We start from the raw sequence: 12,739 nt of genomic DNA, 5'->3' as shown, positions 1-12,739 counted from the left end.
ACGAAGTTCGATTACAGTAAATTTTAAAAAATACACTCTTTGAGCTTATTTGGTGTGCCCTCAATTTCTAAAATTTAACGTAATGTTTTTACAACTTATTGCTTGACTTTATATAGTTAGTCTTTCTAAATAAACTCCTGCCACTTTAAAAGTAGTAGGAGTTTTAAGTTTACTTCTGTAATTCTCGTGTTTTCTCAATAGACGCTGAGATTCCCTTAATGATTGCGGCACGGAAACCTTCTGCTTCTAAGGTATTAACACCCGCAATAGTAGTTCCACCAGGACTTGTCACCGCATCTTTTAATTGTGCAGGATGTTTCCCTGTTTTTAGTACCATACTTGCAGCACCTTTGACTGCTTGAGCACCCATTTCGATGCTTTGTTGGCGATTTAATCCATAAGCCACTCCAGCATCACTCATGGCTTCAATCAATTGATAGATGAAAGCTGGACTACAGCCAGCCATTCCACTCGCAACATCAAACAATGCTTCTTCGATATGAGTGATCGTTCCTGAGGCACTCATGATTTGTTTAAACTTTGATAAAGTTTCTTCAGGTAACCCTTCAGAAAAACAATAACTCGTAAACCCTTCACCTACTTCAACAGGGGTGTTAGGCATAATACGGATCCAATGGTGATGCTCAGGCGTCAAGGCTTTTAATTCAGCTAATGAAACATTCGAAGCCATACTGACCCATGTAATGGCTTGATCAATATTTACACTATCACCTAAATTGGCAAACAAAGCTGAAATATCTTTTGGCTTCACACCAATAAAAATCATATCGGTTCCTTTTAGTAATGCTGTATCAATCTTATCCATTAAAACATGTTGCGCACTTAATGTTTGAACTAAAGATTTAATTTTATTCGCTGTACGATTAGCTAACCATAAATCTAGATTAGCATCCGCCCTATGCATTGCTTTAGCAATGGCAGAGGCCATATTGCCAACCCCTATCATTCCAATAGTCGTTTGTGCCATAGCTAAACCTCCTTTAATCTAAACCAACACGCTTGAAAATTGCATCAATTTGCTTCAAGTGGTAGCTTGGATCAAATAAACTGTCAATTTCTTCAGCAGATAAATGACCAGTAATCACTTCGTTCGCTTCAACTAAATCTCTAAATTGTAGTTGCTCGTCCCAAGCCTGTTGTGTTAAGGGTTGAACAGTATCATAAGACGCTTCACGACTCATCCCCTTGTCAATTAACGTTAACATCACTCTTTGAGAGAATATCAACCCATACGTACGGTCCATGTTTTTCAACATATTCTCTGGGTAAACCGTTAATTTCTCAATTAAATTAGCAAAGCGATTTAATTGATAGTTTAATAATGTCGTAATATCCGGAAGCATAATTCGCTCAGCAGAAGAATGCGAAATATCACGCTCATGCCACAATGAAACATTCTCATAGGCTGGCGTAATATAACCACGCATCACACGCGCTAAGCCCGTTACATTCTCACTCGCAATCGGATTACGCTTATGCGGCATAGCAGAAGAACCTTTCTGCCCCTTTGCAAAATACTCCTCAACTTCACGTGTTTCAGATTTTTGTAAGCCGCGAATTTCAGTCGCAAAACGCTCAACACTTGTACCGATTAATGCGAGTGTTGCAACATAATCTGCATGTAAATCACGCGGTAAAACTTGCGTTGAAATTTCTTGTGCACGAATGCCTAATGATTCACATACATAAGCTTCAACTTCAGGGGGTGTATTCGCAAAAGTTCCAACTGCTCCACTAACTTTACCCGCTTCAACGCCTGCAGCTGAAAGATTAAATCGTTCAAGATTACGTTTCATTTCAGAATAAAAACCTGCTAATTTCAAACCGAACGTTGTTGGTTCCGCATGTACTCCGTGCGTACGCCCCATTTGAATGGTATATTTATGCTCATTTGCTCGTTTAGCTGTGACCTCTAATAAGCGTTCGATATCTTTACGTAAAATAGCGTTCACTTGTTTAAGTTGGTAACCATAAGCAGTATCCACCACATCAGTACTTGTTAAACCATAATGAACCCATTTTCTTTCTTCGCCTAAACTTTCGCTTACCGCACGAGTAAAGGCTACTACATCGTGACGAGTTTCTTCTTCAATTTCTAGAATGCGTTCAACAGTAAATGATGCATTTTTTCTTAACGCATCTACATCTGCTTGAGGAATTAAACCTAAATTAGCCCAAGCTTGGCAAGCCTCAATCTCAACTTCTAACCATGTTTGATATTTCGTGTCATCTGACCAAATTTCTTTCATTTCAGGACGTGTATAACGTGCTATTGTCATTCTTATATCTCCTCAATTATTAAAACTATTGTTACTTACGGTTCCACCATTCGTATTGATGAACATGACGATTTGCTTCGTCTGTTTCACCTTCAATCACTTTAACTCTTTGCCAATAGGTTTCATCAATCTCTGGCATGTAAACATCAGCTGGGAAATCTTCGTCAATGACTGTACGAATAATTTCATCCGCATGTGGCCATAATATTTTAAAGATTTCTGCACCACCAATTACCATGAGATGTTCGTATTTTGCTAATTCGAGTACCTCATTTAGTTGATGTACGACAGTTAGACCTTCAATTTCTTGACCGTAATTAGATTGAGTTGTCATCACGACTGTTTTACGACCTGGCAATAAGCGCTGATTCATTGCTTCGAAAGTCTTACGCCCCATTATCATCGTATGTCCCATTGTGGTTTCTTTGAAAAATTTCAAATCATTGGGTAAGCTCCAAGGCAAATCGCCTTCATAACCTATCCCACCATTTCTTTCTTGAGCATATACAAAAGAAATCATTAATTATCAGTCTCCTTTATTATTAAACTGCAATCGGTGCCTTAATTGTTGGGTGAGGTTGATAGCCTTCTACTTTAATCGATGCACTGTCAATCTCATCAATTAAAGCATCACCTTCAATCACTAATTGTGGTAATTCTCTTGGCTCACGACTCAACAATGTGTTCGCCGCCTCAATGTGATTCGAATATAAATGAGCATCGCCTAAAGTATGAACAAACTCACCGACTTCTAAGCCAGTTTCTCGCGCTATTAAGTGAGTTAATAATGCATAACTCGCAATATTAAATGGCACACCTAAGAAAATATCTGCACTTCTTTGATACAACTGACAACTCAATTTGTTATCGTGCACATAAAATTGAAACAGTGTATGACAAGGGGGTAAAGCTGCATTCGGTACGTCTTCCGGGTTCCAAGCTGTAACAATCAAGCGACGAGAATCAGGATTGTGTTTAATTTGATCAATCACATTTGCAATTTGATCAAGTGTTTCACCATTGCGCATTTCCCATGAACGCCATTGTTTGCCGTAAACATCACCTAAATCTCCGAACTCTTTCGAAAATTCAGCATCATTTAGCACATAATCTTGGAATTTTTTCATTTCTGCTTGATAGATCGCATTAAAGGCTTCATCTTTAGGGGCACGTAAACCAAAATCAGTCATATCAGGCCCATTGTAGCGGTCACTCTTAACATAACGTTCAAACGCCCACTCATCCCAGATATGATTATTATGTTCTAACAGATAACGAATATTTGTATCGCCTCTTAAAAACCAAAGTAATTCACTTTTAATCAAGCCAAAAGGGACTCTTTTACTTGTTAATAACGGAAATCCTTCATTTAAATCAAAGCGCATTTGATAACCAAATACACTAAGGGTTCCGACACCCGTTCGATCTTCTTTTTTATTACCTGTTTCTAATACTTTTTCGATTAAATCACGGTATGCTTTCATATCCCTCTCACCTTCTTAAGTTTATTATTCTGACAATTCACTTAAATACTCATAACGTTCGTAGTAATTCAACAAAGCCTCATCAAGACTATCTAATTCTTCTTGTAATTCAATTAAACGTACAGCGTCACTCGTAATAGAATTCATTTCAGTTTGAATTCCTTCAATACGTTGTTCAGCTTTCTCAATATCATCTAAAATAGTTGCCCATTCTTTTTTCTCTTGGTAGGTCATTCGTTTTGCTTTTTCAGTGTTTTCTACTTGTGTTATTTTTTCAACTGGTTTCTCTACTACAGCTGCTTTTTGTTGAGCAGCAAGCTGATCTTGTTTAGCTAAGTAATCAGAATAATTCCCCCAGCTTAACTCAAATTGCCCATTACCTGTTAATTCTAATAATTGATCCACGGTTTTATCTAAGAAATAACGATCATGCGACACAATTAAAACAACACCTTCAAATCGATCAACATAATCTTCAAGAACCGTCAATGTATCGATATCTAAATCATTGGTTGGCTCATCTAATATTAGAACATTGGGTTGTTGGACAAGTAAACTCAGTAAGTAAAGACGACGTCTTTCACCACCGGACAAATGCTTAATTTCCTGACCGTGTGTTACGCGTGGGAAATTAAATTGTTCAAGTAATTGTGAAGCATTTGCTTTCGTTCCATCTGGCATTGGAAAATCATCCGCAATTTTTGTTAAATAACTTAGGACACGTGTTTCACCAGGTAAATCTTGATCAAGTTGACGGTAGTAAGCCAGACGTACAGTTTGTCCTATTTCATAAGTTCCACTTGCAATAGGATGTAAACCCGCTAAGGTGTTCATTAGTGTGGACTTACCAACACCATTCTCACCAATAATCCCTATTCTTTCGCCTTTAACAAAAGATTTAGTGAAATTATCAATAACATTTATATCCGCAATTTTAACACTTACTTCTTCTAATTCCATGATGCGACTACCAATTCTTTGTTGTTCAAATTCAAATTGGAAGCCATCTGCATCAACATCTCGTTTTTGAATATTTTGCTTAAGGTCATTAAAACGTTCAATACGAGCTTGTTGTTTCGTAGTACGCGCTTTAGCTCCTTTACGCATCCAAGCGAGTTCGGATTTAAATAGACTATCTTGCTTTTCTTGATGACGCGCTGTTTGAGCTTCTAAGTCAGCTTTCTTTTCTAAATATGTTTCGTAATTACCTTCATAAGCCGTCAAATGACCATGTTTCAATTCAATAATTTTATTGACGACTCGCTCCAAGAAGTAGCGGTCGTGAGTTACTAATAGCAAAGCCCCTTTATAAGTTGCTAGATACTTTTCCAACCACTGGATTGATTGAACATCTAGGTGGTTGGTCGGCTCGTCTAATATCAACAGGTCTGGTTCAGCAATCAAGACTTGTGCAATCCCAATTCGCTTACGTTCACCACCTGAACAGCTTGCGATTGAACGAGACAAATCATTCAATCCTAGTTGTGAAAGAATTGTTCTTGCACGAACTTCAACATCCCAGCCTTCTTTAGCATTCATTTCATCCGTAATACGTGTGAAATTGGTTTGAAGACGTTCGTTCATTGGATCAGCTTCTAACTCAATTCGGATGTTTTCGTAGTTCAAGACAAGCTGTATTTGAGGTGCGTTACTGTCATAAACAGTTTCAAGAATTGATTTCACCTCATCAAACTCAGGATTCTGATCTAAGTATGCGATTGAATATTGATTTGGATGTTTAATTAAACCATCATCATAATTATCTAAACCCGCAATAACTTTCAAGAATGAACTTTTTCCAGTTCCGTTAGGTCCGATTAAACCTACTCGGTCACCTGTACGAATCATGAAGTCAATGCCAGCAAGCAAAGTTTTAGTACCATATGTTTTATGTAAGTTTTCTATTGTTAATTCTTTCATCTGTCTGCTCCCATCTAAATCTCAACCAATTATACCATAATACTTAGTGAATTTTCATTTTGGCTTCTTAATTCTTGAAAGTCGTTTTACTTTCCTTTAAGGTAAACCTAATGAAAACTTTATAGAGGTGATGTTATGTTAAAAAAATCTGCCATCTTATTCTTTGGCTACTTCATTGTGATGATACTAGGCTCAGGATTGCTAATGCCTTTCATGAGTATAATTACAGCTAATTTTGTTGTTTCCATGCTACTCTTGTTATTCGCTGTAATACTATTTAAAGACCATTTAGCAGCTGAATGGGATAGATTCCGTGCGGAAACTCCAAATTTAGGGCGTTTCTTTGGAAAATTAATCGGATATTATTTCATCATGTTGTTATTAAGAATTGCTGCGATAACGGTCTTAGATCAGTTTATGGACACTTCAACATTAGGACAAAATCAGGAATATTTAAACGAAGCAGCTCAGAATATGTCGATGCTGGCTAATGTATTGTTACTGACGATTTATGCACCGGTTGTAGAAGAGTTGGTCTTCCGCGAAGCGATGATGGGTCCATGGAAGAAGAACAATAAATATGTTCTGGTTGGTTCGACAATATTCTCTGCCTTTTTATTCACCTATATGCATTCTTTTGAATGGGCAGACTTCGCCTTATACTTACCAATTACTATTGTGTTAACAAAAATCTATTGGGAATACGACCGTAATGTTATACCCGGTATGTTATTTCACTTTGTCAACAATATGATTGCTCTGACGATGATGTATCTCTTATTCGCGATTGCATAAAACGAAAGAGACTTGTGTGAATCATTCGATCTGCACAAGTCTCTTTTATATGTCTTTCGATAGGACTGTAAACAATTTAGTTAGGATTAATCCCCTAACTTTTTCTATTAATAATTCATTTAATTACCAACTAGCTTTGCGAACACCAGGTAATTGTCCCTTGTGTGCCAGTTGGCGGAAATTTAACCGAGATACGCCAAATTTTCTGATATAAGCTCTAGGTCTACCATCTAATTGATCGCGATATTTCAATCGATTAGGATTAGCATCTTTTGGTAATTTAGCTAATGCCCCATAATCCTTAGCTTCTTTGAGTAATTTTCTTTGTTCACGATATTGTTCAATTAAAGCTGCCTGTTTCAATGCTTTTTGAAGCTTAGCTTTTCTTGCCATACTCTCTCCTCTTAATGTGCTAGCATATCTTTAAGTATCTGATTTTCTGTGAAAAAAGACGGATAGTAAGTTGGCCAATTGGTCACTTCATCCAATAAAGTTTCACGATCATCCCCCCAATAAAGATGAAAATGGGTTGATAATGTTTCGGTAATTAAATGATCACTAAATTGAATATAAGCAGGCATACCTTCTGTGTCATCAATCCGCTTAAACACATACCTTACACCACGATTACCTCTTTCGTATGTCAATATATCGTACCCATCATATTCATAAGCAGCAGTTAGTTCAGAACCGTCTGTGCTAGTAAAGGTAAAAGTGTTCCCTTCAATTAAAATTTGGTCTATATCTGTTTCATAACCAACCGTATAATATGCTTTGTACTCGTCGGCAGACATTGTATCATTCGCCTTATGTTCAAAAACGGTATCTAGTTTACCCGACGTTAACAATGGATAAACTGAACTCCATTCACCTTGCCAATCAGCTAAAGAACGATCTTCAATCTCATCATTATAAAAAAAGCCGTGATAAATTCTTTCAGCATTCTCATGATCTGAGTGATGGTCGTCGATATGCACCTGTAAGTCATCTGAATGCGCTATAATACTTCCGTCTTCAGAACTTAGTTCGGCTTTAATCATTAAACCGTTAGCCGTAGCTTCTCTTGAGAATAATTCACTCGTCATACCAGCCACAACTTGCCATTCTGCTTGTTCATCTTGTTTAATCGACCATTGCCAGTTTAAGTTGCCCTCAAACTCTGGAGCCGAAGCCGTCAGAAGAATCTCGTCACCAGTATGATAATGTTCTTGTAATCCTTCAACTGAAATGTTGACTAATTCTATTTGTTCTTCTTGTGCCTGATCATCTACTTGTGCGTATGTTAAATGCAGTGGACTAAACAAAAATAAACTTGTTGCTAATAAACTGAACATTCTTTTCTTCATCCAAAAATCCTACTTTCTTAGGAACCTTCTGAGACTTACTTTTTCTTTGCTTTACTCGCTTTAATAATTTTCAAAGCTCTTTTCTTAGTTTTAATATTGGGACTTTTCATTCGTCGATAAGCACTCGCCACATCAATTTTTTCCATTTCAACACCTCATCCAAAATAGTATTTTGTAAATAGTAATCGTTACTATTTGTAATTATAATGAAATTTTTAACTTTAGCAACCATTATTTAAAAATTAATTAATAAGAAAGTCCCTAAAGGCTGTTTTATCAACCATAATCAGTAAAAAATTAATATGTAATCCTTTTTATAATAAAATTTTTGCCCTAATTGAAATACAATAAGCTGAACGAAACATAAAGCTTGGCAAATCAACAAGAAACTTATAATACCTTATATGACAAAAACGACCTAACCCCATTGCTGAGTTAAGCCGTTCTAAAAAATTCTATTTAATTTCCCAATCGATTGGACTTTCACCCCGTTCAATCAATAACTGATTAGTCTGACTGAAAGGTTTTGAACCAAAAAATCCACGATAAGCAGACAATGGGCTCGGATGGACCGCTTCAATCACCGCATGCTTGTTTAAATCAATATACTTTTTATAGCTACGCGCGGATGCACCCCATAAAACATAGACGATAGGACTTGGATGTTGATTCAAACTTTCAATGACTTTTTGTGTTAAGTCTTGCCAACCTAAATCTTTATGCGAATTTGCTTCACCCGCTCGCACGGTTAGAACAGCATTCAATAACAATACGCCCTGTTTCGCCCATTGATCTAATTGACCATGTTGTGGCATTGGTACCTCTAAATCGTCCACCATTTCCTTATACATATTGCGTAATGACGGCGGAATCTTTACATTCTTCGAAACTGAAAAAGCTAAGCCATGTGCTTGATTCGGTCCATGATAAGGATCCTGACCAATTATAACAACTTTAACATCCGCGTAGGAAGTTAAACGAAAAGCCGTAAAAATATTGTCCATACTCGGATAAATAACTTCGTTTACGTAAGCTTTTTCTAAATAATCTGATATTGCTTGAAAATCAGGAGATTCAAAGTAATCTTTCAGCACACTATCCCAATCATTACCAATTAATGGCAACATCACTCCACACCTCCATTATCCCTACCATACTGGGCAAAATATAACTCCGCATAATGACCCTTCAAAGCAATTAATTCATCATGTGTCCCGTCTTCTGTAATCCCATCTGGGGTCACCACAATTATACGATCAGCGTGACGAATCGTAGCTAAACGATGTGCAATAATCAATGTGGTTCGACCTTGTGCTAATTTATCTAAAGATGCTTGAATAAATTGCTCAGTTTGCGTATCTAAAGCACTCGTCGCTTCGTCAAGAATTAAAATAGATGGATTCTTTAAGAATATACGCGCAATCGACAGACGCTGTTTTTGTCCACCAGACAAACGTACACCGCGCTCACCAATTTCGGTATCTAAACCCTGAGGTAAATCTTCCACTACTTCACGTAACCTCGCAGCATCAATCGCTGCTTCCACTTCTTCTGGTGTCGCATCAAGTCTACCGTAAAGAACATTCTCACGAACTGTACCTGTAAATAAGAAAACATCTTGTTGTACAATACCAATTTGCTTGCGCAAAGATTCCATCGTGACATCTTGAATATTGTGACCATCAATTGTTATTGCACCCGAAGTTACTTCATAGAAACGTGGCAATAAGTTTACCAGCGTTGTTTTACCTGCGCCACTGGGACCAACAAAGGCAATGGTTTCACCAGACTTAATCGATAAATTAGCATCTGCTACAACGGTTTTACCATCTTCATAGGCAAACGACACTTGATGATATTCAATATCACCTTTAAATGCTGGTGCTGGATAAGCATCAGGCTGATCGACAATATCCGGCTTACGTTTTAACTCCTTACTAAAGCGTTTAAAACCTGCATAACCTTTCGGATATAATTCAATCATATTGTTGATTTTCTCCAAAGGACGCACAAAAACATTGGCTAATAGAATGAAACCTACTAATTCTCCTAAAGACAGTTCTCCAATTACCGTATAATAAGACCCGGCCAGAAATGCAAACAGGTTAATTAATCGGACTAGAATGTAGTTAAACGAACTACTGATGGCCATCGTTTTATAGAAAGCTAATTTATTCTCACGAAATCCTTGATTGTAGCCTTCAAATATTTTCTTCTCATGAGCTTCGTTCGCAAATGCTTTCACTACGCGAATACCGCTTAAAGAATTGCCGATACCCGCTGTGAATTTCGCAACATTTGAGAAAATTCGTGTATTCACTTGTGTCATTTTCTTATTAAAGACAAATAAGGCAATTCCCATTAAGGGCAATAAAAAAACTGTAATTACTGCTAAAGGTACATGCACATTCAGCATTAATAAGAAGGCACCGAGTAGTGTCATAATGGTAATAAATACATCCTCTGGACCATGATGTGCTACTTCACTAATATCAAACAAATCAGTTGTCACTCGACTTAATAATTCACCTGTTTTAACATTGTCAAAGTACGTATAAGATTGCTTTTGATAATGGTCAAATAGGTCACGACGCATATCAGTCTCAACATTAATTCCAAACTCATGACCTAAAGCAACGACAATGTAATTCATCCACATATTAAACAGATACATCGTGAATAAAAGAACTGAAAACATAATAATCATTTTCAAATTACCGTCTGGTAACACCTCATCGATAACACGATTTACCGCTATTGGGAATATGAGTTCAAGGACTGCTGAAATTATTGCACATATGAAATCAATTAAAAATAAGCGTTTATATGGTTTATAATAGCTAAAAAATTGTTTTAACATTGCTTCTCCTTTCTAATTGTTAATACTTTACCATTCTAGATAAAAGTAAACTTTTATACAAGGTAGACACTTAACAGAAATAACCAAAATAAAGAGCAGTTAAACTAGCTTTAACTAGCCTAACTGCATGAACTCTAAAACAGACCTGTAATATTTCCGTCTGCATCCACATCAATATTCTCCGCTGAAGGTACTTTTGGTAAACCAGGCATTGTCATAATGTCTCCAGTAAGAGCCACAATAAAACCAGCCCCTGCTGATACTTTTAGACTACGAATGGTTACTTCAAAGTTTTCTGGAGCACCTAGTAATTTAGGATTATCTGATAATGAGTACTGAGTTTTTGCCATACAAATGGGTAAATTACCAAAGCCAAGCGCTTCAAGTTGCTTAGCTTCTCGACGAGCTGCAGGAGTTAACACAGCGTTATTACCGCCATAAACATTCTGAACGATTTGATCCAACTTATCTTTAATAGGTAAGTTTAAATCATAGGCATGTGTTAGTATTTGGTCATTGGTAGCAATTTTTACAACTTTCTCAGCAAGATCAACTGCACCAGCACCACCATTTGCCCACACATCCGAAACTGAGACTTCTACCCCACGCACTTCACATGCTTGGCGAACTGCTTCTAATTCTGCTTCTGTGTCCAGTGGGAATTTATTAATAGCCACTACTACAGGTAAATTAAATGTCTCTTGAATTGTTTTTAGATGACGCTCTAAGTTTGGTAAACCTTTGATCACTGCTTCAACATTCTCGGGTTCTAATTCTTTTTTAGACACACCACCATGCATTTTCAAAGCGCGAATTGTCGCAACCACTACCACTGCCGCTGGAGACAATTCTGCTAAACGACATTTGATATCAAGGAACTTCTCAGCACCTAAGTCAGCCCCAAATCCAGCTTCAGTAACAGCATAATCACCAAATTTTAAAGCCATTTTAGTAGCTAATACACTGTTACAACCATGCGCGATGTTCGCAAATGGTCCACCATGGACAAAAGCAGGAGTACGTTCTAAAGTTTGAACTAAGTTCGGACTCAACGCATCTTTTAGTAAAGCTGCCATTGCACCTTCTGCCTTTAAATCATGTGCAGTTATCGGCTCATTGTCAAAATTATAAGCGACAATGATGCGACCTAAGCGTTCTTTTAAATCCGTTAAACTTTGTGCTAAACAAAAAATAGCCATAATTTCCGACGCAACCGTTATTTCAAAACCATCTTCTCGCGGTACACCATTCGTACGGCCATTTAAACCATCCACAATATGTCGTAATTGACGGTCATTCATATCGACCGCACGTTTCCAAGTAATACGACGCGCATCAATGCCCAATTGGTTACCATGATGAATGTGGTTATCTAACATCGCCGCTAATAAGTTATTTGCTGCACTAATCGCATGGAAATCCCCCGTAAAGTGTAGGTTGATATCTTCCATCGGCACAACTTGAGCATACCCGCCCCCAGCCGCACCGCCTTTCATACCAAACACAGGTCCCAAAGATGGTTCTCGTAATGCTAAAATCGCTTTTTTACCAATTTTATTTAAACCATCAGCTAAGCCTACTGATGTTGTCGTCTTACCTTCACCAGCTGGAGTTGGACTAATTGCTGTAACTAAAATTAACTTACCATCTGGTTTAGCTTTTAAGGCGTCTAATTGTTTCGCATCAACTTTAGCCTTGTACTTACCATATAAAGATAAACTATCAAGATCAATATCGGCACTTTCTGCAATTTTCTCGATTGGTTCTAATTCAACTTGCTTTGCAATTTCTATATCTGTTAAATAACTTGCCATTCAGACACTTCCTTCCAATACTCTTTATTAATTGACTTTAAATTTCGGTTAGCAGTTTTAAATTGATTATATCGCTTTACTTTTATTGGAATACTCAACGTAGCGCAGCAATTTGTTCTTCAATGCAGTATAACGGCAATAGGCCTAGCTTGCTCTGACTATGAGCACAGCGAAGTAGACAGAGCCTAGCCGATTGAGGTGGAAAAGCCTTCATAACCGT

General features: G+C 37.3%; 12 protein-coding genes. 1 reads left to right on the top strand and 11 read right to left on the bottom strand.

Annotated elements, in window-relative coordinates; translation table 11 throughout:
- Nucleotides 1-169 precede the first annotated feature (169 nt).
- From proC to GF867_RS12420, 5 genes are read right to left on the bottom strand one after another with little or no spacing between them, the layout of a single operon-like run.
- Nucleotides 170-988: a pyrroline-5-carboxylate reductase gene (gene proC / locus GF867_RS12440; RefSeq protein ID WP_153833415.1), complete on the bottom strand. Its 819-nt coding sequence runs from the start codon at nt 986-988 to the stop codon at nt 170-172.
- A 13-nt stretch (nt 989-1,001) separates the two neighbouring features.
- Nucleotides 1,002-2,300, bottom strand: a complete 1,299-nt coding sequence (gene purB, locus GF867_RS12435; protein ID WP_153833414.1) for an adenylosuccinate lyase — start codon at nt 2,298-2,300, stop codon at nt 1,002-1,004.
- A 31-nt stretch (nt 2,301-2,331) separates the two neighbouring features.
- Nucleotides 2,332-2,820 carry a dihydrofolate reductase gene (locus GF867_RS12430; protein WP_153833413.1) on the bottom strand — a complete coding sequence of 163 codons (489 nt, stop codon included), beginning with the start codon at nt 2,818-2,820 and terminating at the stop codon, nt 2,332-2,334.
- A gap of 22 nt (nt 2,821-2,842) precedes the next feature.
- Nucleotides 2,843-3,784: a thymidylate synthase gene (locus tag GF867_RS12425; RefSeq protein WP_153833412.1), complete on the bottom strand. Its 942-nt coding sequence runs from the start codon at nt 3,782-3,784 to the stop codon at nt 2,843-2,845.
- A 24-nt stretch (nt 3,785-3,808) separates the two neighbouring features.
- Entirely contained in the window at nt 3,809-5,704 is a 1,896-nt protein-coding gene (locus GF867_RS12420; protein ID WP_153833411.1) for an ABC-F family ATP-binding cassette domain-containing protein, read from the bottom strand.
- A 135-nt stretch (nt 5,705-5,839) separates the two neighbouring features.
- Here GF867_RS12420 and GF867_RS12415 point away from each other — a divergent pair, with 135 nt between their 5' ends.
- The gene (locus tag GF867_RS12415) at nt 5,840-6,499 is read left to right on the top strand and encodes a CPBP family intramembrane glutamic endopeptidase (protein ID WP_153833410.1); all 660 of its coding nucleotides are present in this window, start codon (nt 5,840-5,842) and stop codon (nt 6,497-6,499) included.
- A gap of 123 nt (nt 6,500-6,622) precedes the next feature.
- On the opposite strand, the gene rpsN is transcribed toward GF867_RS12415, so the two are convergent.
- From rpsN to GF867_RS12390, 6 genes are all read right to left on the bottom strand, one after another.
- Nucleotides 6,623-6,892 (bottom strand): 30S ribosomal protein S14, encoded by a 270-nt coding sequence (gene rpsN, locus GF867_RS12410; protein ID WP_153833409.1) that lies wholly within the window; start codon nt 6,890-6,892, stop codon nt 6,623-6,625.
- An 11-nt stretch (nt 6,893-6,903) separates the two neighbouring features.
- Nucleotides 6,904-7,845, bottom strand: a complete 942-nt coding sequence (locus tag GF867_RS12405) for a ZinT family metal-binding protein (protein ID WP_153833408.1) — start codon at nt 7,843-7,845, stop codon at nt 6,904-6,906.
- A 35-nt stretch (nt 7,846-7,880) separates the two neighbouring features.
- Nucleotides 7,881-7,991 (bottom strand): putative metal homeostasis protein, encoded by a 111-nt coding sequence (locus GF867_RS13770; protein WP_172972537.1) that lies wholly within the window; start codon nt 7,989-7,991, stop codon nt 7,881-7,883.
- Nucleotides 7,992-8,300: 309 nt separating this feature from the next.
- On the bottom strand, nt 8,301-8,972 hold the full coding sequence (locus tag GF867_RS12400; RefSeq protein WP_153833407.1) for a uracil-DNA glycosylase: 672 nt from the start codon (nt 8,970-8,972) through the stop codon (nt 8,301-8,303).
- Entirely contained in the window at nt 8,972-10,705 is a 1,734-nt protein-coding gene (locus GF867_RS12395; protein ID WP_153833406.1) for an ABC transporter ATP-binding protein, read from the bottom strand. The genes GF867_RS12400 and GF867_RS12395 overlap by 1 nt, the downstream gene beginning before the upstream one ends.
- 134 nt (nt 10,706-10,839) lie before the next feature.
- A complete protein-coding gene (locus GF867_RS12390; RefSeq protein WP_153833405.1) occupies nt 10,840-12,519 on the bottom strand; it encodes a formate--tetrahydrofolate ligase in 1,680 nt (559 codons plus the stop codon).
- Nucleotides 12,520-12,739 lie beyond the last annotated feature (220 nt).

The organism is Fundicoccus ignavus (assembly GCF_009659375.1).
Lineage (GTDB): Bacteria > Bacillota > Bacilli > Lactobacillales > Aerococcaceae > Fundicoccus > Fundicoccus ignavus.
Note: the sequence above shows the minus strand (reverse complement) of the source record. Positions and strands in the feature narration are given on the sequence as shown.

Excerpts from the sequence above, each read along its gene's own strand:
- proC (WP_153833415.1), bottom strand. The coding sequence starts at position 988 with ATGGCACAAACGACTATTGGAATGATAGGGGTTGGCAATATGGCCTCT.
- GF867_RS12395 (WP_153833406.1), bottom strand. The coding sequence starts at position 10,705 with ATGTTAAAACAATTTTTTAGCTATTATAAACCATATAAACGCTTATTT.
- GF867_RS12400 (WP_153833407.1), bottom strand. The coding sequence starts at position 8,972 with ATGTTGCCATTAATTGGTAATGATTGGGATAGTGTGCTGAAAGATTAC.
- GF867_RS12425 (WP_153833412.1), bottom strand. The coding sequence starts at position 3,784 with ATGAAAGCATACCGTGATTTAATCGAAAAAGTATTAGAAACAGGTAAT.
- purB (WP_153833414.1), bottom strand. The coding sequence starts at position 2,300 with ATGACAATAGCACGTTATACACGTCCTGAAATGAAAGAAATTTGGTCA.
- GF867_RS12390 (WP_153833405.1), bottom strand. The coding sequence starts at position 12,519 with ATGGCAAGTTATTTAACAGATATAGAAATTGCAAAGCAAGTTGAATTA.
- GF867_RS12405 (WP_153833408.1), bottom strand. The coding sequence starts at position 7,845 with ATGAAGAAAAGAATGTTCAGTTTATTAGCAACAAGTTTATTTTTGTTT.
- GF867_RS12430 (WP_153833413.1), bottom strand. The coding sequence starts at position 2,820 with ATGATTTCTTTTGTATATGCTCAAGAAAGAAATGGTGGGATAGGTTAT.
- rpsN (WP_153833409.1), bottom strand. The coding sequence starts at position 6,892 with ATGGCAAGAAAAGCTAAGCTTCAAAAAGCATTGAAACAGGCAGCTTTA.
- GF867_RS12420 (WP_153833411.1), bottom strand. The coding sequence starts at position 5,704 with ATGAAAGAATTAACAATAGAAAACTTACATAAAACATATGGTACTAAA.
- GF867_RS13770 (WP_172972537.1), bottom strand. The coding sequence starts at position 7,991 with ATGGAAAAAATTGATGTGGCGAGTGCTTATCGACGAATGAAAAGTCCC.
- GF867_RS12415 (WP_153833410.1), top strand. The coding sequence starts at position 5,840 with ATGTTAAAAAAATCTGCCATCTTATTCTTTGGCTACTTCATTGTGATG.